This is a genomic window from Mangrovibacillus cuniculi (assembly GCF_015482585.1).
GTDB lineage: Bacteria > Bacillota > Bacilli > Bacillales > R1DC41 > Mangrovibacillus > Mangrovibacillus cuniculi.
The window spans coordinates 1034060-1054643 of sequence record NZ_CP049742.1 but is presented as its reverse complement, the minus strand read 5'-3'; the positions used below and the strand labels follow the sequence as shown (position 1 = coordinate 1054643).

Annotated in this window: 18 protein-coding genes and 1 pseudogene; all 19 read right to left on the bottom strand. The window is 38.2% G+C overall.

The window, feature by feature from the left end; translation table 11 throughout:
- Nucleotides 1–27: 27 nt before the first annotated feature.
- The 19 genes and pseudogenes from thrB to ymfI all read right to left on the bottom strand — a co-directional run bounded on the left by thrB (nucleotide 28) and on the right by ymfI (nucleotide 20554).
- Entirely contained in the window at nucleotides 28–918 is an 891-nt protein-coding gene (gene thrB, locus G8O30_RS05320) for a homoserine kinase (protein ID WP_239673945.1), read from the bottom strand.
- On the bottom strand, nucleotides 915–1967 hold the full coding sequence (gene thrC / locus G8O30_RS05315) for a threonine synthase (RefSeq protein WP_239673944.1): 1053 nt from the start codon (nucleotides 1965–1967) through the stop codon (nucleotides 915–917). Before thrC ends, thrB begins: the two co-directional genes overlap by 4 nt.
- Before the next feature lies 1 nt (nucleotide 1968).
- A pseudogene (locus G8O30_RS05310) lies at nucleotides 1969–3269 on the bottom strand (homoserine dehydrogenase).
- 651 nt (nucleotides 3270–3920) lie between these two features.
- Entirely contained in the window at nucleotides 3921–4466 is a 546-nt protein-coding gene (gene cotE / locus G8O30_RS05305) for an outer spore coat protein CotE (protein WP_239673943.1), read from the bottom strand.
- Nucleotides 4467–4912: 446 nt separating this feature from the next.
- Entirely contained in the window at nucleotides 4913–5344 is a 432-nt protein-coding gene (locus tag G8O30_RS05300; protein WP_239673942.1) for a YlbF/YmcA family competence regulator, read from the bottom strand.
- Between the two features lie 2 nt (nucleotides 5345–5346).
- On the bottom strand, nucleotides 5347–6912 hold the full coding sequence (miaB, locus tag G8O30_RS05295; protein WP_239673941.1) for a tRNA (N6-isopentenyl adenosine(37)-C2)-methylthiotransferase MiaB: 1566 nt from the start codon (nucleotides 6910–6912) through the stop codon (nucleotides 5347–5349).
- 244 nt (nucleotides 6913–7156) lie between these two features.
- Nucleotides 7157–8023 carry a 2-oxoacid:ferredoxin oxidoreductase subunit beta gene (locus G8O30_RS05290; protein WP_239673940.1) on the bottom strand — a complete coding sequence of 289 codons (867 nt, stop codon included), beginning with the start codon at nucleotides 8021–8023 and terminating at the stop codon, nucleotides 7157–7159.
- Nucleotides 8023–9765 carry a 2-oxoacid:acceptor oxidoreductase subunit alpha gene (locus G8O30_RS05285; RefSeq protein WP_239674497.1) on the bottom strand — a complete coding sequence of 581 codons (1743 nt, stop codon included), beginning with the start codon at nucleotides 9763–9765 and terminating at the stop codon, nucleotides 8023–8025. Before G8O30_RS05285 ends, G8O30_RS05290 begins: the two co-directional genes overlap by 1 nt.
- 142 nt (nucleotides 9766–9907) lie before the next feature.
- Nucleotides 9908–10834: a dipeptidase gene (locus tag G8O30_RS05280; protein ID WP_239673939.1), complete on the bottom strand. Its 927-nt coding sequence runs from the start codon at nucleotides 10832–10834 to the stop codon at nucleotides 9908–9910.
- Nucleotides 10835–11037: 203 nt separating this feature from the next.
- Nucleotides 11038–11301: a stage V sporulation protein S gene (locus tag G8O30_RS05275; protein WP_239673938.1), complete on the bottom strand. Its 264-nt coding sequence runs from the start codon at nucleotides 11299–11301 to the stop codon at nucleotides 11038–11040.
- Between the two features lie 134 nt (nucleotides 11302–11435).
- Nucleotides 11436–12239, bottom strand: a complete 804-nt coding sequence (locus G8O30_RS05270) for a TIGR00282 family metallophosphoesterase (RefSeq protein ID WP_239673937.1) — start codon at nucleotides 12237–12239, stop codon at nucleotides 11436–11438.
- A 218-nt stretch (nucleotides 12240–12457) separates the two neighbouring features.
- A complete protein-coding gene (gene rny / locus G8O30_RS05265; protein ID WP_239673936.1) occupies nucleotides 12458–14023 on the bottom strand; it encodes a ribonuclease Y in 1566 nt (521 codons plus the stop codon).
- A 282-nt stretch (nucleotides 14024–14305) separates the two neighbouring features.
- Entirely contained in the window at nucleotides 14306–15352 is a 1047-nt protein-coding gene (gene recA, locus G8O30_RS05260; RefSeq protein WP_275576525.1) for a recombinase RecA, read from the bottom strand.
- 410 nt (nucleotides 15353–15762) lie between these two features.
- Entirely contained in the window at nucleotides 15763–17007 is a 1245-nt protein-coding gene (locus tag G8O30_RS05255; RefSeq protein WP_239673935.1) for a competence/damage-inducible protein A, read from the bottom strand.
- A gap of 15 nt (nucleotides 17008–17022) precedes the next feature.
- Entirely contained in the window at nucleotides 17023–17610 is a 588-nt protein-coding gene (pgsA, locus tag G8O30_RS05250; protein ID WP_239673934.1) for a CDP-diacylglycerol--glycerol-3-phosphate 3-phosphatidyltransferase, read from the bottom strand.
- A 31-nt stretch (nucleotides 17611–17641) separates the two neighbouring features.
- Nucleotides 17642–18529: a helix-turn-helix domain-containing protein gene (locus G8O30_RS05245; protein ID WP_239673933.1), complete on the bottom strand. Its 888-nt coding sequence runs from the start codon at nucleotides 18527–18529 to the stop codon at nucleotides 17642–17644.
- 18 nt (nucleotides 18530–18547) lie between these two features.
- Nucleotides 18548–19339: a YmfK family protein gene (locus G8O30_RS05240; protein ID WP_239673932.1), complete on the bottom strand. Its 792-nt coding sequence runs from the start codon at nucleotides 19337–19339 to the stop codon at nucleotides 18548–18550.
- A 173-nt stretch (nucleotides 19340–19512) separates the two neighbouring features.
- The gene (locus G8O30_RS05235; protein ID WP_239673931.1) at nucleotides 19513–19773 is read right to left on the bottom strand and encodes a DUF3243 domain-containing protein; all 261 of its coding nucleotides are present in this window, start codon (nucleotides 19771–19773) and stop codon (nucleotides 19513–19515) included.
- 70 nt (nucleotides 19774–19843) lie between these two features.
- Nucleotides 19844–20554, bottom strand: coding sequence for an elongation factor P 5-aminopentanone reductase (ymfI, locus tag G8O30_RS05230; protein WP_239674495.1), 711 nt, complete (start codon nucleotides 20552–20554; stop codon nucleotides 19844–19846).
- Nucleotides 20555–20584 lie beyond the last annotated feature (30 nt).

Sequence of the window (20584 nt, the reverse complement as noted above, 5' to 3'; positions counted from 1 at the left end):
GGCTAGAACGGAGGTTTTTATTCTTTTTTACTTTATCACTACACCTTGTATGTCAACGGGCAAACAACGAATTTCGTATAATGGGAAATATTTTTGTACAGTTGTTGCTATGCTTTCACCTTGCCCTTTTTCTGTAATGACAAGTATACTTGGTCCTCCACCAGATAAAGCGACACCGAGCGCTCCATTAGATAGAAAACTGTGCTTTAAGTCTAACCAATGAGGGATAAAAGACTGTCGAAAAGGTTCATGAAAAACATCACTAGAGAAAACAGATTGAAGAGCTGGTAAATTATTTGTTGCTAAAGCTGCCACCAATACGTTCGCTAACGCACTTCCTTCAATACTAGTTACAAATGGAAAGTGAGATGGTAAAGCGTTTCTAGAGTCATCGGTTAATAATTCAAATGGTGGAATGGCAACAACAAAATCTATGTTTGGTGGATCTAATCTTGTATAATTCACCTTTCCTTGAACAAATGCACCTATAAAAAGTCCACCCGTCAGTGCAGGTCCCACATTATCAGGATGACCTTCTAATTCACTTGAAATCTGAATTTTTTCCTCCAATGTTAAATTTAATTGGCACATTTGATTTGCTAATTCCAATCCTGCTAGTAAGGCTGAAGAACTAGTTCCTAACCCTTTGGCTAAAGGAATGTCAGATCGTATGGAGATTCTACATGGTGGAAGCTCGACTTCATATCTTTCTGCAATTTTCAAAGCTGTTTGGACAATAAAATGTTCTTCATCGTTCGGTAAGTGTGCTAAATGCGGAGATTCCGCAACAACATGCCAGCGACTATATTTTTGTACTTCAAGCGTTAGGTATTTCCCTAACGCTATACCGACTGAATCAAAGCCAGGGCCCAAATTTGCAGAGCTTGCAGGCACTTGAATGGTTAGTTTCTTTTTCATGTGCTTGCCTCCAACCAAGCTTTCACAGCTTCTTTCGTCCCCTCGACTGTAAAGGTCTTACTTAATGAATAGTCGATAGCCGCTTCCGTGTCTTTTAAACCATTGCCAGTTAATATGGCAACTACTTGACTTCCTTTTGGTATTTCACCATTTTCGACTTGTTGGATGACACCTGCTACACTGCTACACGAGGATGGTTCTGCCAAGATACCTTCCTTCTTAGCGAGAAGTTGGTACGCTTCTATAATTTGATGATCTGTGACTGACTTAATCCAGCCATTTGAATGATCCCTAGCTACCATAGCTTGTTTACGCGAAGCAGGGTTACCAATACGTATAGCGGTTGCAATGGTTTCTGGTTGCAGTATTACTTTGTCTTGAACAATTGCTGCTGCTCCTTCTGCTTGATACCCTGCTAGTTTTGGCAAACCAGTCTGAAAGATATTATTATATTCTGTAAATCCTTTCCAGTAAGCTGTTATATTTCCTGCATTACCTACAGGAAGTGAAACGTAATCAGGTGCTTTTCCTAAGACGTCGATAATTTCAAACGCAGCTGTTTTTTGTCCTTCAATTCGGTAAGGATTTACAGAATTCACTAAAGTAATGGGATACTCTTTAGCTAAATCTTGTACGATGCGAAGAGCATCGTCAAAGTTTCCATCGACCTGAACAATCTTAGCTCCATACATCATGGCTTGTGCTAACTTACCTTTAGCAATTTTCCCCCTTGGGATCAACACGATACATTCTAAATCTGCATGTGCAGCATAAGCAGCAGCGGAAGCGGAAGTATTACCAGTAGACGCACAGATAATCTTGTTACTTCCATTTTCCATTGCTTTTGCCACAGCCATTACCATACCTCGATCTTTAAATGATCCTGTTGGGTTAGCACCTTCTAACTTTACATAGAGTTGGATGGATAAGTTTCTAGAAATGGTAGGTAGATAAACTAAAGGGGTACTCCCTTCTCCTAGTGAAATGTGTGGAGTTTTATCTGTCAGTGGTAGGTAAGAGGTGTAAGCTTCTAATAAACCACTTTTCATTTTATTCTCCCCCTTCTACTCTATAGTACGAGACTACACGATCTACATAGTCGGCATTAGATAAATCTTGTAAGACTTGTTGAAGCGATTCTTTATTGGCTTGGTGTGTGACAATGACGACATCACATAATTTTTCTGGTAGGATTGTTTGCCCTATTCGTTGAAAACTTACTTCTCGATCAGCAAAAAGCTTTGTAACTTTGGCTAAAACTCCTACTTCATCTTTCACAAACACTCGTAAAAACATAGAACAATACTGCTTGGATAAAGGCGCTATTTGCTTTCTATAACGTGGATGAACCACGCTTTTTCCGTTTACACCTAAGCGCATATTTTTCATGACACCAACTAGATCTGACACCACAGCTGTAGCCGTTGGTAAGCTTCCTGCACCTGGACCATAAAACATTGTTTCACCAACAGCTTCTCCATACACATATACGGCATTATACTCGTTGTGTACATTAGCAAGTGGATGTTGTTTAGGTAGCATAGTCGGTTCTACTGAGATAGAAACTTCGTCATCCAATCGCACTGCATGCCCAATAAGTTTCATTACATATCCTAATTGGTCTGCGTATTGTATGTCTTCTTTAGAAATGGAAGAGATTCCTTTGACTTGCACGTTTTGAAGAGCAATCTGCATAGAAAATCCTAATGTGGAGAGAATCGCCATTTTTCTAGCTGCGTCTAACCCCTCTACATCTGATGTTGGATCTGCTTCTGCAAAGCCTAAATGTTGTGCTTCTACTAATGCCTCTTCGTATGTTCTTCCTTGTGTTGTCATTTTTGTCAGCATGTAATTAGTTGTACCATTTACTATTCCCATCATTTTTTGAATTCGATCTGATGCTAATCCTTCAACAACACTGCGGAGGATAGGTATTCCACCTGCCACACTTGCTTCATAAAACAAATCACAATGGTGATCTACTGCAAGTTGTAATAATTCGGGTCCTCTTTCTGCCATCAAGTCTTTATTTGCCGTTACGACATGCTTTCCATTTCGCAACGCCTTCTCTATTATTTGATAGGTATAATCCATTCCCCCATTACCTCTATCACTATATCTATCTCTGAATCATTAACGATATCATAAGGATCTAATGTTAATGTTTTATGCTCAAACTCTATATTTCTCTCTTTTTCTAAGTCCTGTACTAATATTTTCGTAATCTTTACTGGACATCCTATCAAGTGGTGAAATTGTTCTTGTTGGCGATCAATCAGGGTGACAACACCAGTACCTACAGTCCCTAATCCTAACAATCCGATTTTGATTTCTTTATTTTCTAGGTTCATGTCATCACTCCTGTGTATTTTTATAATGTACATTTGTTTGTTTATAATGGACATTATAATCTTTATTGAGTGAATGCACAACCGAAATAAAAAGTGTAAACGGATACATTTGGAAATATTTTTTACATGTTTACTATATTGCGAAGTTTATTGTTTATATTCTCTTTTGGGATGGAGTTTTGATGCGAGAGGAGAGTTTAAGAATTTAAAGCAGAGACTACTTGTCCATTTAAGTTTATTATAGAAGCGAGACTTCGCTAACGCCAAGTTGTTGCGAAATTTTGAGTTATGGTAAGGAGACTCGTCTAAGAGCTAGCCACATAACAGATACTTCGCTAGGTTCCAGCGACTTCACGTCGCTAACGCCAAGTGGTCGCATCACGCGACCAACGACGAGTACCCACGTCACTATTTTTGAAACAATAATAAGGATACTTCGCTAAGTACCGGCCACATCACGGATACTTCGCTAATTTCAAGCGACTTCACGTCGCTAACGCCAAGTGGTCGCGTCACGCGACCAACGCCAAGTTGTTGCGAATTTTTGAGTTATGGTAAGGAGACTCGTCTAAGAGCTAGCCACATCACGTGGCTAACGACGAGTACCCACGTCACGTGGGCAACAAAAAACTAGGAGATGTCCTCTCCTAGTTACTCTTCTTCTCCACCAATTAAGAAATCAGGATCCAAGTCTTCTAATTCTTCATCTAATTCTTCTTCCCAATCGTCATCATCGCAGTCCTCACAAGCATGCGGATTTACTAGTACGCATACTTTTGTTTCTCCGATAACTTCTACAAGGAATTCTCTTTCCACGTGTACAATAATCTTTTCACCACATGGAGATATTACTGCTTCTGTACAGTTAGGGTTTTGCAATACTCTTGCTACTACTTCATCATCATGTAGTGCATCTGGATCACGGTGTTTTAACTTGATTACATCTGTATAGTGAACTGTTTCTGTTACTACACTAGTTTTCTTGTTACCCGAGTGGGAATACCATACATTGATGTCATAACATCCGCTAACTTCAACTTTCTTTCCAACTTTTTTAGCTTCAAAGGTGTGGTTAATAATCCAGCAACCTAAGATACTTGTTGGTTTATAAGGTGGGCAGATAATGTGCGTAGACTGTGTAAATTTGCGTCCTTTCGCCACGACCGCTTTCGTAATAATCTCTCTATAATCTGACATGCGAGCGTAACCTCCTCATTCTTTTTCACTTCATCCTATGCGTTTGACTAGTTCTTGGTGTCAAACTTTTCTAAAATATATAGGCATATAGGAACGAGCGATACTCCATACTATGCGGGCTTCTTATAAGGGTGTTTGACCTATTTATATGAATAATGTTGTCCATACATTCTACGTCTTTCGAACTCACCGTATGTCAGATAAAACAGGATTATTAATTCCTCTTGATAAAATAATACTCCTGCATATACATTGTGTTTTCTTTCACAAAGGAACCCTAGTCTCCGCTACAGACCTTAGTGAGCTCGCAAAAGGACATAATGTTCTTTTCCAAAAGAGACTCATCTAAGTATATGTCACATCACGTGGCTACCGATGAGATGTTAATCTTCTCGTAACAAAAAAGGCAGAGAGAACAAATGAATTGTTCCTCTGCCTTTTTACTATTAAGAACAGCTACCTGCAGGGCTATTCTTCACGTGTGAACCTGTTTCACCACGTAATAAATCCCCTTCTGTTTCTTTAATAATATTATCAGTTACTGTGTTGGAAATAGTGTTAGCTACGATTTGCAATAGATCATTAACATCTAGTTGCGACTGCTTAAACTCTTGCACTACTGGAATATCATCCAGTTCTGCTTGAAGCTTATCAATCTTTTCTTCTACCATACGTAGTGCTTCTGCTTTACCGTAATGTTGGAAGTTGACAGCTTGCTTTTGTAAGCTCTTGATGCTCGCTATTTTTTCGCGAATTTTTTTATTCTCATGAATTTGTGCCTCCGCACGTTTAAAGTAATCTACCTCATCCATTTGAGAAATCATATTCGCAAGCTCTTCTGCACGAGCAATAATATCGTCCTTTGTATACTTTACCATAGTTACTCCACCTCTACCCCTTCAAGGAATTCAGACCCGATTACTCCTTCTTCTATAAATTCCCCGTTTAGTGAGAAGGATCGAGCGTCTGTAATTTTCACTTTCACGATTTTACCAATAACTTCTTTTGGTGCTTTCACGTTTACCAATTTACTTCTACGAGTATATCCCGCTAAAATATCTGGATTATTTTTGCTTTCCCCTTCGATTAACACTTCTACAATTTGACCTTCATAACGCTTCATTGCTTCCTTGGCATACTCTCCAATTAAAGCATTTAGACGTTGAAGACGGTCTTTTTTCACTTCCATTGGCACATTATCAGTCATTTTAGCAGCAGGTGTACCTTCACGAGGAGAATAAATGAATGTGTATGCCGCTTCGAAACCAACTTCACGAACAAGACTTAACGTTTCTTCAAATTGCTCTTCTGTTTCATTTGGGAATCCCACAATAATATCTGTTGTTAATGCTACATTTGGCATCGCTTTTTTGATCTTACCAACAAGTTCTAGGAAGTGTTCACGAGAATACTTCCTCGCCATGATTTTTAAAATATCCGTTGAACCAAATTGAACTGGGAGGTGGATATGTTCAACCAAGTTCCCACCTTTGGCTAATACTTCAATTAAGTGGTCATCGAAGTCTCTTGGATGAGATGTTGTAAATCGTATTCTAGGAATATCGATTTTTCTTAATTCATCCATTAAATCTCCTAAACCATACGTTACGTCATCGAAGTCTTTTCCGTAAGCATTAACGTTTTGACCAAGTAGAGTAATCTCTTTATATCCTTGTGCAGCTAGCTGCCTTACTTCATGGATAATTTCTTCCGGTCTACGACTTCGTTCTTTTCCACGTGTGTAAGGAACGATACAATACGTACAAAACTTATCACAGCCGTACATAATGTTAACCCAACCTTTAATTTCACCACGACGAACTCTAGGAAGGTTTTCAATAATATCCCCTTCTTTAGACCACACTTCCACTACCATAGCTTTAGACATGTAAGCATCATGCAAGATGTTTGGTAAACGGTGGATATTATGCGTACCAAAGATCATATCTACATGTTGATGCGTTTTAAGAATCTTGTTTACTACTGATTCTTCCTGTGACATACATCCACAAACGCCAATTAATAAATCTGGTCTTTCACGTTTTAAAGATTTCAAATGTCCTAATTCACCAAATACTTTGTTCTCTGCGTTTTCACGAATTGCACAGGTGTTTAGTAAAATCACATCAGCATCTTCTGTAGAATTGGTAGCAGTATATCCAAGTGCCATAAAGATCCCAGCCATTACTTCTGTGTCATGCTCATTCATCTGACAGCCGTATGTACGGATATAAAACTTACGTCCTTCTCCTAAACCACGAAAGCGTTCTTCAATACCAAAGTCATTATGATAAGCAATCTTTTCTTTTCCACGTTTTTTAGCATCTTTTAAGGATGGTGGAATATAGACTGATTGAAAATATTTACTATAGTCTTTTTCTGTTTTAGTAGAAGAAGCATCTGATTTTACATTCTCTGTTTGATGCTTACGCTGTTCTTCATTCATGAATGTAACCCCTTTCGCACCGCTAAAACGATGAGTTTTACATTCTATCATTATAATGAATATTACTAGAGTTGACAAGGAATCGCTTTCAATAATTTAGGAATAAACAAGAGATTCAGTTGGTTTGTTGACAATTACTTTACTTTCATTATACCTGTATAAAAACCTGTACCCATTACAAGCTTCAGCAAGTTGCTTTTACTTGTAGTGGGTACAGGTAATCTAGAATTTTATTCGATTTAGCTTACATAAATTCTTTCATTAATGCTTGGAATTGACCTTCTTCTAGGGTCAGATCTTGCTTCACTAGAGAATCTTTATCATAACCAGGCACTAACTCTTGGTAAGAAGGTTGCTCTGTATTTTGATAGATAATCCCTGTTACTAAGCTATCATGTTCCATCAATGTAGCCATTGCTTTAGCACGATTAGAAGGATCATAGCCTTCGATGTCTGATAGCTTCGTTAAGTTCTCTTTAAACCAGTCATATGTGTTGATTTTGTTATACGTAACACATGGACTAAACACGTTAATTAGGGAGAATCCTTTGTGATTTAAACCAGCTTCGATAATGGCCGTTAGTTCTTTTAAATCAGTAGAGAAGCTTTGTGCCACAAATGTAGCGCCTGATGTAAGAGCTGTTTCCATTGGAGATAGTGCTGGTTCAATTGCGCCTTCTGGAGTCGACTTAGTCTTAAATCCTGCAGCAGATCGAGGGGACGTTTGCCCCTTTGTTAATCCATAAATTTGGTTATCCATTACAATATACGTAATGTCAATGTTTCGACGAATTGCATGAATGGTGTGTCCGAGACCAATGGCAAATCCATCACCATCACCACCAGAAGCAATAACGGTTAAGTCACGATTAGCCATTTTTACACCTTGTGCAATTGGCAATGCGCGTCCATGGATACCATGTAAGCCATAGGAATTAATGTATCCGGAAATTCTACCAGAACAACCAATACCAGAAACAACCGCTACTTGTTCTGGTTCTAATCCAACATTTGCCGAAGCACGCTGAATCGCTGCTTGTACAGAGAAATCACCACAACCTGGACACCAGTTTGGTTTTACATTATTTCGAAAGTCTTTAAATGTCGCCATTATCCCAGCTCCTTACTAAACGCCTGTAACTCATGCGGTAAAATTGGATTACCATCATATCGTAAGTAGTTTGTAATTTTATCTGCTTGCCCTACGTTCATCTTAATTAAACTAGCTAATTGTCCAGTAGCGTTATGCTCTACTACCACCACTTGCTTACTCGCAGTCATTAACGGAGCTAATTCTTCTTTCGGGAAAGGATGAAGAAGTCGAACATGAGCGTGGTTCACTTTCAGTCCTTCTTTCGTCAAACGCTCCATTGTCTCTTCAATGACACCTCTTGTAGAGTTGAATCCAACAAATAAAATGTCTGCTTCTTCATGAATTGCGTTTACATGCAGTGGACGGTCAAATTGAATAGAGTTAGTCTTACGCATACGCTTATCCATTTGCGCTTGGCGGTTAGAGGTAGATTCTGATGGCTTCCCGGTCTCATCATGTTCTACTCCAGTTACGTGATGAATCCCGTGCTTCATTCCAGGTACAACACGAGGAGAAACACCGTCTTCCGTAACCTGATAACGTTTAAAGTATTCTTTTGCTTCTAATTCTGGAAGCTCTTCGTTGTAAGACGCAAGCTTACCACGATTTATAGTAATTTTATTATAATCTAAAGGTTCTACTGTTTGTTTTCCAAGAGATAATTGTAGATCAGATAGAATGATAACAGGACATTGATACTGATCCGCTAAATTAAAAGCTTGGATGGTATCAAAGAAGGCTTCTTCTACCGTACTTGGAGCAAGAACAATCTTTGGAATTTCTCCATGCGTTCCATAAATCATCGCCATTAAATCAGACTGTTCTTGTTTCGTTGGTAAACCAGTAGATGGGCCACCACGTTGTGTGTCCACAACTACTAAAGGTTGTTCTGTCATCCCAGATAGTCCAATTGCTTCCATCATTAAAGATAAACCAGGACCAGCCGAGGCTGTAAAAGAACGAACTCCAGCGTAGTTAGAGCCAATTGCCATCGTTGCAGCTGCAATCTCATCCTCCGTCTGAATGACAGTACCACCGAATTTCGGTAGCTTCTTAATTAAATACTCCATTATCTCAGATGCTGGTGTAATTGGATAAGCAGCCATTAGTCGAACTCCTGCAGCTAAAGCTCCCATTGCAATAGCATCATTTCCAATCATGAACATACGTTGTTTTCCATCTGCTGGAGCTAATTGTTGTGATCCCGCATAGTCACCAAGAAGTTCAAGCATTTTTGAATAACCCTGTTGAATCGCTTCCATGTTTTTATCTACAACAGCTTCCCCTTTTCTACCGAAAATCTCTTCTACGACATCTCGGAACTGAGAAGGGTCTAAGTTCAATACTGCACATGTAGCACCAATAGCAACCATGTTTTTCATTAAAGATGTCCCTAATTCTTGTGCAATCTCTGTAAATGGAACGGAATATAAAACACCTTTTGAATTTTCAGGTTGTTCTGGATTAAACTTTGCGTCAGCAATCATTACACCTTGTTCATTTAGTTCGTGTGCATTTACATCCAACGTTTCTTGATCAAATGCAATTAGAATATCTAAGTCATCCGCAACAGCACGTGTTTCTCTAACACTTACACGGATTTTATTATTTGTATGTCCACCCTTAATACGGGAAGAAAAGTGACGATATCCATATAAGTAATACCCTAAGCGGTTTAGAGCGATAGCAAAGATTTCTCCAGTACTTTCAATACCTTCTCCTTGCTGGCCTCCCACTTTCCAGGAAAGTTGTTCTTTCATTCGTATGTACACCCCTTCTAATCCAACGTTCGACATCTGTCTTTCCTAAGTGTAGCATTTTTCGCACGAAATCACTACCGTCGGAAAGACACTATTCCATATTCAACTGAAAATCATTCTTAAGGAGTAGAGACCTATCTACTTAACTAGGTAGTCTTTTTAAAAAGTTTTCTCCTAAAAACCCTCTTACTAAACGTTCAGAATAGTGTTTTTGAAGCTCATTTATTAAGTTTGAATAGTCTTTATAAGAAGAGAGTCCTACCACCGTTTCTTTTATACCATCAAAATCTGATCCGAAACCAAGATTATTCTCTCCACCTAGAGAACAGACATATTCTACATGACGAAGTACATCCTGAATAGTCGCTTTTTCATTCTTCGTCAAAAAGAAAGGGACAAAAGTAATTCCCATCCAACCATCTACATCAATCATTGCTTTTATTTGATCGTCTTTTAAATTTCTTGGATGCGGACAAAGCGTTGCAACATTTGAGTGAGAGGCAATAGGGTATTCCGCCACTGTCAATACATCCCAAAATGCACGCTCTGATAAGTGACTTACATCCGTTAAGATAAGATGTTTATTTAAATGCTCTATCACTTTAAAACCTAAAGAAGTTAGACCTGCACCTCTTGGTTCCATGGCTCCGTCCGCTAGTTTGTTTACATGATTCCATGTAAGCCCAACAGCTTTAACACCTTTTCTTATCAAAAAAGTTAAGCGATCTAAATTCTCATCAATCCAATCACACCCTTCAACCGTAAGCATCGCTCCTATTTGATTAGCTGATAATTGTTGGAGATCTTTTTTTGATAGAATGGGTTTCATTCCTGCATGTTTTCCTAAGACTTCTTTTTCATAAAGTTGGAGCATCTCTAGAACTGCTTCATATTGCAAGTGAGTAGGAACAATTGGATCGACAAAAAGGGCGAATGCTTGCATTTTTGCTCCTTCGCTTACTAGTTGGTTGTATGTGAGATGGAGGTCTGGACTATTTGTAAACGATCTGGTTGGATCTTCATATAACTTCCAAAGGACATCACAGTGTGCGTCAATGATTTTCTTCATTTTTGTCATCTCCTTAGTATCAGATGATTGTGTTTATTTAGGTGTTTGACTTTTTGCGAATGATAAGTGTTACACCATTGGTAGTCTCTTACTTATTTCAAGGAGACTCATCTAAGAACGGGCCACATCACGTGGCTAACGATGAGTTGTTACTGTTCACGTAACAAAAGAACACCTTGTCCATATGAACAAGGTGTCCTTTGTTACGATCGAGGTTGGACAATTAATTTAATGGCTGTCCGCTCTTCTCCCTCTATTTGGATGTCCGTAAATGCTGGGATACACACTAAGTCTACTCCTGTAGGAGCTACAAACCCTCTTGCAATAGCAACTGCTTTTACCGCTTGATTTAATGCCCCAGCTCCGATAGCCTGAATTTCGGCTTCTTTACGTTCACGTAAAACACCAGCCAATGCTCCTGCTACTGAATTTGGGTTTGATTTAGCTGAAACTTTTAATATATCCATTTGCATGTTCCTCCTTGTCCTTAAAGGGCAATGTAAGCATGGCGGAAAAATGATTCCACTGTCATACTATTCAAGGAACAGACAAACTATGTCATGTATACGAGTACTTTCCTAAGTTATCGTCACAGTTTACCTTACGTTTCAGGAGTAAAAGGATTATCTTGATTAATTAAGATTCTCTCAATTTTTGTAGCTTTTCCTGATTTAGGATCAATTGTGATTAAACAAGCGCTTAACTGAGTAGGGCCATCTTTTGGTACTTCAAAACGAACTGGTAACTGTGTTAAAAATCTTTTAATAACAGCTTCCTTGGACATTCCTAATATTTCATTATATGGACCAGTCATTCCTACGTCCGTTAAATAAGCCGTTCCGTTTGGTAATACACGTTGATCAGCTGTTTGCACATGTGTGTGTGTACCAACGACTGCAGTAACTCTTCCGTCTAGGTACCAGCCCATTGCTAATTTTTCACTTGTTGCTTCCGCATGAAAATCAACGAAAATGATGGATGTTTTTTTCTTAGCCATTTCAATTAACTCATCTGCTTTTCTAAATGGATCGTCTAATGGAGGTAAAAAAGTAGTACCTTGAAGATTAATTACAGCAATGGTTTTCTGCATTACCGTATGGAATTGTATTCCTACCCCTGGGGTACCTTCTGGATAATTTGCCGGACGAACAAGTGCTTTCGCATCATCAATGAACTGAAAAATCTCCCGGTTATCCCAAGAATGATTTCCTAATGTCACCATATCAGCACCTGCGTGTAGGAATTGCTTATAAATCTTTTCTGTAATCCCTCTTCCAGATGCCGCATTTTCACCATTAATAATTGTCATCGCTGGCTGATATTTTTTCTTAAGCATTGGTACATATTCACTAACCATATCTCTACCTGGAGAACCGACTACGTCTCCTACAAATAATAACTTCATGTAAAAATCCTTTCTAGTTCAACTTGCGAATTTTATTATAGCATATAAAATTTTCATGCTCTTTCATTTATAAAATCTTGTTTATTCTTTCATTATTTTTCCCTTATATCAGAATGATACTCAAGCTATCACAACCTGTAGCACTAATCGCTTTTATTATGACAAATAAATAACCCGGATTAACTAAATAATAAGTTAATCCGGGTTATTCTTACCTATTACTTCGCATACTCTACTGCACGAGTTTCTCGAATGACTGTTACCTTTATATGGCCAGGATAATCAAGTTCACTTTCAATCTTCTTACGAATATCTCTTGCCAATCGGTGAGCTTGTAGATCATCGATTTGATCAGGTTTAACCATAATACGAACTTCACGTCCAGCTTGGATAGCAAAGGATTTTTCCACTCCATCATACGATTCCGAAATTTCTTCCAGTTTCTCTAAACGACGAATGTAGTTTTCTAATGTCTCACTTCTAGCTCCTGGTCTTGCTGCGGACAATGCATCGGCAGCTGCTACAAGAACAGCAATGATAGATGTTGGTTCTGTATCACCATGGTGAGAAGCAATCGAGTTGATAACAACTGGGTGTTCTTTATACTTGGTTGCCAACTCTACTCCAATTTCTACATGGCTACCTTCTACTTCATGATCGACCGCTTTACCGATATCGTGAAGTAGACCTGCACGACGTGCCAATGTTTCGTCTTCACCCAATTCAGCAGCTAGTAAGCCAGAAAGGTGAGCTACTTCCATGGAATGCTTTAATACATTTTGACCGTAACTTGTACGGAATTTTAATCGACCTAAAATTTTAATTAAATCAGGATGGAGACCGTGAACACCAACTTCAAAAGTTGTTTGTTCACCTATTTCACGGATATGCTCGTCCACTTCACGTCTCGCTTTATCCACCATTTCTTCAATGCGAGCAGGATGGATACGACCGTCTTGTACCAGTTTCTCTAATGCTAAACGAGCAGTTTCTCTACGAATAGGATCGAAACCAGATAGAATGACTGCCTCAGGTGTATCATCAATAATTAAATCGATTCCTGTAAGTGTTTCCAATGTTCGAATATTACGTCCTTCTCGTCCAATAATTCGACCTTTCATCTCATCATTAGGTAAGTTAACAACGGAAACAGTGGTCTCTGCTACATGGTCTGCTGCACAACGCTGAAGCGCAAGTGATAAGATGTCTTTTGCTTTCTTATCCGCTTCTTCTTTAGCGCGATTTTCAGAATCCTTCACCATATAGGCGATATCGGTAGCAAGTTCATTTTCTACTCGCTCCAAGATAATTCCTCGTGCTTCCTCGCGCGTCAAGTTCGAGATGCGTTCGAGTTCGGTCTTTTGCATACGTACCATCTCGTCCACTTTGCTTTCCATCTCTTCAATATGTTGTTGTCTTTCGGCTAATGCATCCTCGCGTCGTTCTAACATGAGTTCTTTTTTATTTACTGACTCATCTTTACGATCAAGGTTTTCTTCCTTCTGTAATAAGCGGTTCTCTTGCTTCTGAAGCTCATTTCGTCGCTCCTTTAGCTCTTGTTCCGTCTCAGTACGAAGGCGAAAGTTTTCATCTTTCGCTTCTAACAGCGCTTCTTTTTTCAATGCATCCGCTTCTCTTTTTGCATCTTCTACAAGTTGATTAGCAACATGCTTTGCGCCAGTAACTTTAGCATCTGATTGAGTTTTAAAAATGAAATAGCCAACAACTACACCGACGATAAGGCCAAGCAAAATGAAGATGATGATGTAGGTAATGTCGTCCATCTGTTCACCTCCTCTTGCTATTCAAATATGCCATGCTTTCAACATGTCGGCTTGTACATTGTGTTACGTTTGTCAACATACAGCACTAGGCTTTCAATTTTGTAAGAAAAAGAAATCCAAAATATACATGTTTTATTTTAATTCTCGAATTAATCATTGTCAAGGGGCTCTACTTACAACAATTAGAAATTTCAGAATGTATTACGCTTTTACATTTGAATAAAAGAAGAGAGCTGTCACGATAAAGCCGAAACTTTATGGACAACTCTCTCCTGTAATGACTTATTCTTCATCTAATAAACTGTTTAGCATTTCTTCTTGATCACCAGGATCTTCTTTCGGTTTATCTAATTGATAATGTTCACGAATCTTATACATGATGGAGTCACGAAGTTCTTTATGTTCTTTTAGATATTGCTTAGCGTTCTCTCTACCTTGCCCTAGACGCTCCTCATTATAGGAATACCAAGAACCACTTTTTTGAACAATATCCAACTCGGAACCGATATCGATAATTTCTCCTTCACGAGAAATCCCTTCTCCGTACATGATGTCTACTTCTGCAACACGGAATGGTGGTGCGACTTTATTTTTTACTACTTTTACTTTTGTTCTATTACCTACCATATCGTTACCTTGTTTAAGCGTTTCTGCACGGCGTACTTCTAAGCGAACGGATGAATAGAATTTTAAAGCTCTTCCTCCAGGAGTAGTCTCTGGATTCCCGAACATTACGCCTACTTTTTCACGAATTTGGTTAATGAAGATAGCAATAGTATTTGATTTATTAATAGCACCGGAAAGCTTTCTTAACGCTTGAGACATCAGACGAGCTTGTAACCCTACATGAGAATCACCCATCTCACCTTCAATTTCCGCTTTAGGAACTAACGCAGCAACTGAGTCAACTACGATAATATCAATAGCACCAGAGCGAACTAATGCTTCAGCAATTTCTAATGCTTGTTCACCAGTATCAGGTTGCGATAATAATAGCTCATCGATATTTACACCTAATTTTTGTGCATACACAGGGTCTAAAGCATGTTCCGCATCAATAAATGCTGCTTGTCCACCTTTCGCTTGAACTTCAGCAATAGCGTGTAGTGCAACTGTTGTTTTACCAGAGCTTTCTGGGCCATATATTTCTACCACACGTCCTCTTGGATATCCACCTACGCCAAGTGCAACGTCTAATGCTAGAGAGCCACTAGGACTCGTTGAGATTCTTCGTTCTGTTTGTTCCCCTAATTTCATGACAGATCCTTTTCCGAATTGCTTCTCAATCTGCTTTAATGCCATTTCTAATGCGGCTTGACGATCGCTCACTGTTTGTTCCTCCTCTATACGAATCACATAAAGTGTTTGTTTCTCTTAGTCTATCTTTACTATACCTTCTTTTCTGTCATTTGCCAAGCAAAAAATCGAACATTCATTCGCTTTTTTTCTTGTGTCTACTCTATCACAAAACGATAAAATACCATAGGAATTACATCAAAATCATAAAAGTAATATAAGGAAAAACAAAAAATAAGCCAAAAATCTTTTAATTCTTTTGGAACAAAAAGATTGTATGGCACATTTTTAGAGGCTGGGACAAAACCAAAAAGTGACTGCTCTTGAATTTATTCTGTAAAAGCACTAATTCTGCAGTTTTATTAACTCAAATACAACGCAAAAAAGGTACATTCGTTTATTCGGAGTGTACCTTTTCTAGTTTTGTCCCAGCCTCATCACACTTATTTAAGTTGTTCTACCTTTTTTCTTAAATGGTCTGCCATCCACTTTACTGCTCGATTCCGTATTGCTTCACGGCTACCTACTAAAGATAGTTTAACTGTCTCTACTTCTTCTTCACCCCAAGCAATTCCCATAAAAATCGTCCCTGGATCAACATTTGCATGTGCTCCTGGACCAGCAACTCCAGTAAAACTTATACCAATAGAAGTATTGAGCAATCGTCTGACAGATAACGCTAACTCCCTTGCACACCATTCGCTATATACGCCATTTGACTCAAGTGTTTCTTCATCTAGTTTTAAGAGTTTGGTCTTTACTGACTTGTCGTAACAAACTACCCCTCCTTTTAAAACACTACTTGCACCAGCCTCTGCTGCAAAAGTAGATTGAAATAACCCAGCTGTGAAACTTTCAGCAACTGCAAGGGTCAAGTTTTTGTGTCGTAACTTGTTAAGTAATGAAGACCATAACGTTTCTTGATCATATCCATAGATAAATGCACCGACTCTTTTAGCGATGGTACTTTCCATTTCATCTAATAATTTCTTATTAACGCTGCTATTTTCACCAAATGCGGTTAGACGCAGTGTTACTTCCCCATCTCCAGCTAGTGGAGCAACAGTAGGATTTGATTGTTCATCAATAATATCTTGAAGTTGATGCTCTAAATCAGCCTCTCCAATGCCATAAAACTTTAATACTCGAGATGTAAGCACACTACCATCTGATCTTTTTGATAAAAGATAAGGAATTAAGTAATTATCAACCATAGGTTTCATCTCATTAGGCGGACCAGGTAAGAGTACATATGTTTTCCCAGCTTTCTCATACACCATACCGGGAGCCATACCATAATCATTCTTTAAGACATAGGAACCTTCTAAGATTAACGCCTGCTTTTCATTATTAGGTGTCATTTCTCTATTCATTTTGGTAAACCAATCTTTGATATTCTCTAGCGCCATTTTATCTAAAACAAGTGGAGTACCCAAATGTTTTGCAATCGTTTCTTTCGTAAGATCATCTTTGGTTGGCCCTAAACCACCAGTGAAAATTAGTAGATCAGAACGATCCTCAGCTATTTGTATGACCTTTTCCAAACGATCTTTATTATCTCCAACCGCTGTATGATGATAGACAAAAATCCCCGCAGAAGCACTCTGCGAGGAAATATACGTAGCGTTGGAGTTTGTAATTTGCCCTAACAAAAGTTCTGTACCGATTGCAATAATCTCGGCCTTCATTTCGTCCAACTCCTTTTACATATCTGTTTGAGAAAATACCGCCTTGTTCTTCACAAAATAGTCCCATCCAGACCAAACAGTGAAAATTAACGCCACCCATAAAGAAATTACATCAAATGGAATACCCACATAGGCAAAAATGACGTTATGAAGTAACAAAGCAGATATTGCTATAATTTGCGTCCATGTTTTGATTTTCCCTAACATATTAGCCGCAACAACTTCACCAGATCCGGCTAAAATAAGTCGTAGGCCTGTAACAGCGAATTCTCTTGAAATAATCACTATAACAATCCAAGATGGTGCTAAGCCTAATTCTACTAATACGATTAATGCTGCAGATACAAGTAGCTTGTCTGCAAGTGGATCTAGAAACTTCCCTAAATTTGTCACTAAATTAAGCTTTCTAGCATAATAGCCATCCACCCAATCTGTTGTAGAAGCTATAATAAATAGCAAGCCTCCGATCAAGTGACTTACCGGCATTTGTGCACCTAAAAGTGAAATGGTTGTTTCTTGCCAAGGAGACGGCACTAACATAATTAATAAGAATACCGGAATTAATAAAATTCTAGAAACAGTTATTTTATTTGGTAAATTCATTTAGAAACCAACTTTCATCCTAATACTTTGCTTATTGTTCCTCTGGTACAAATTCTATAGTAATTTTTTGTTGCACTTGATCAGAAGGATTTGAAGGGAAATCTACTTTCTCACCATTAATATAAAGCTCTGCATCAAGAGTACGACCAATATTTAGGTAAACAGAATCACTTTTTAATTCTGCAGTAAACTCTCCCGGTTGCTCTCCTTGTGCAGCTAACGCTCCATAATAAAGTCTTTCGGAGTTTTCTTCCACTGTCAACCACGTTTCACCAGTTGTTGTTAGTGTAATGTTTCTCTCAGTAGCACCAGTTACCTGTAACGTTGCAGTACCACCAGAAACATTTATAGCCTCTACTGCCTGAGTAACAGTTTCCTCTACCTCTTCTTCCACTGGTTCTTCCTCTGTTGTATCCTCTTCTACCTCTTCTTCATCTGGAGTTGCAGCAATTTCTTCATTATCACCAAAATTTGTAGATTCCGTTTGTTCCGATTCATCCGTTAAAGGTTGTGAATTTTCATTTAATGAAGAGAAAATTAACCAAACAATAAAAACAACTGCGACAATAGCCACAATAGCAAGCGTTCTTGGTAAGAAATCCATTACTTTTGAAGAAGAACTATTCACTTGCGTCTTTCGTGTTTGTACACGTGATATCTTTTCTGGCAAATCGTCTTCATGTGCTGTTGGGATATCTTGTTTAAATTCTTCAAATATTTCTTCTGAAGAAAGACCAACTGCTTCAGCATATTGCTTAATGAATGCCCGAACGTAAAACTTACCTGGCATCATTTCATAATTACCTTCTTCAATGCCGATTAAATACCTTTTTTGGATTTTCGTCATACTTTGCAAATCATCCAAAGAAAAACCTTTTGATTCTCTCGCTTCTTTTAAGCGATTTCCTAATTCTGTCACCCGTAACACCTTCCACTTTTAAAAATCGAAGCCTCCAAAATCAGTTGCTGAAAATAGTTGATTTTTAGGCATATCTTCGTATGTAATTTCTTCATCTGCATCATTTCTAAGTTCTATAATATAGTCGAATTCATCTAGTGTATATTCTGTATTTTGGACAAATATATCCGGATGCTCAATCACTTTAACTGCTGGCATACGCATTACTTCACGAACTAGTTGCCAGTGTTTTTCACTAGCTCTTCTTGTAGAAACAATTCCGTCTAAAATAAAAATATTTTGTTCAGAGTACTCTGACTCAATTAGTTGATTACGCACTGTTTGTTTTAAAAGAGTGGAAGACACAAATAACCACCTTTTATTCGCACATACACTTGATGCGACAATCGATTCTGTTTTCCCTACTCTTGGCATACCTCTAATTCCAACTAGCTTGTGTCCTTCTTGTTTAAAAAGTTCTGCTAAAAAGTCCACCAGTAAACCTAGTTCATCTCGAACGAAACGAAATGTCTTTTTATCATCTGCATCTCGCTGGATATATCGTCCGTGTCTAACAGCAAGACGATCTCTTAGCTTAGGCTTTCGCAGCTTTGTTACGTTTATCGTGTCCATTGTATATAAAATAGATTCCAGCCTATCAATAGATTCGTTAGACTGAGCCAATAGTAACATACCTCGTCGCCCTTCATCCACACCATTAATTGTAATGATGTTAATGGCAAGCATCCCTAGAAGAGAAGAAATGTCTCCTAATAAACCAGGTCGGTTTCGTTGAATTTCATATTCTAAATACCATTCAGTAGGATTCATTATCGGCTCCTCCTTAAGAAATATTACCATTTCAATAAAACACCTAGGTTAATAATAAAACATTTCATATGAAGATGAAAGTAAAACGTGGAACAATGTGGAGAAATAACGAAATTTGAATCGAATTACATAACTAGCAATAAAAAAAGCCCCCACTATAGGGAGCCCTTACATTAACGGTGTGTACCGTCGTTTTGTACTAGTTTAACCATCATATTTGCAATGGCATGTTGCTCTTCTTTAGAAGCTACAGACCAAAGATCAGCTAGTACTTTTTCTTGATCGTTTTTCGCATCAACTTGTTTCGCTAGGTAATCACCAATTTCAAATGCTAAATCGTTAATAGTGTTGTCGTTCATACCTTCATTTTGCGCATGATGTAAACGGTCACCTAAGAAGTTCTTCCAATCGCCCCAGTTATCTAATACAGACATAAGTATTGCCTCCTTTTTCATTAATGGTACATGAATAGTATGGATTGGAAGATGCAACCTTATGCATTAATCATCCTTCCCAGCCACCATTTATCTTTAGTTGCTGACCTGTTATATAAGCAGAGCTTGAGGAGATTAAAAAACTTACTACTCCTGCAACATCATCCGCTACTCCCATCCTGCCTAATGGAATATCCGAAATAATCTCTTCTAATTCTTCTTCAGAAAACGTTTCATTCATTTTGGTATGTATTAATCCTGGTAAGACACTATTTATACGCACACCTGAAGAAGCCCATTCTTTCGCCATACTTTTGACAAATGTAATTTGTGCAGCTTTGACAGATGCATAAATACTTTCTAACGCAGCTCCTACATCTCCCCAAATAGAACTTACAATGATGATAGAGCTATTTTTCTTCGTTCTAAAGTTACTTGATAAATTTTTCATGATTAAAGCTGGAGCAACTACATGAACTTGCCAAAGATTATTTATCTCCTCTACAGTATAATCTTCTAGAAATCCATATAACGACTGTCCTGCACAATGAACAAATGCAGTTAATGGAGGTAGGTTGTGAGTAAGTTTTTTTATATCTTCTTCCTCCATTAAATTCGCTTTAATAAAATAAATATTCTCTCCATTATTTACTTGATCTTTCCACTTGATTAAATCAGCTTCATTGGATCGAAATTGTCCATAAACGTAAAAGCCATCTTTTAAAAGCCTCTCAGCAATAGCTTTTCCTATCCCACCACTAACTCCAGTTACCAATGCCACTTTCTCCAAAAATATCACCTCTTCCAAAAC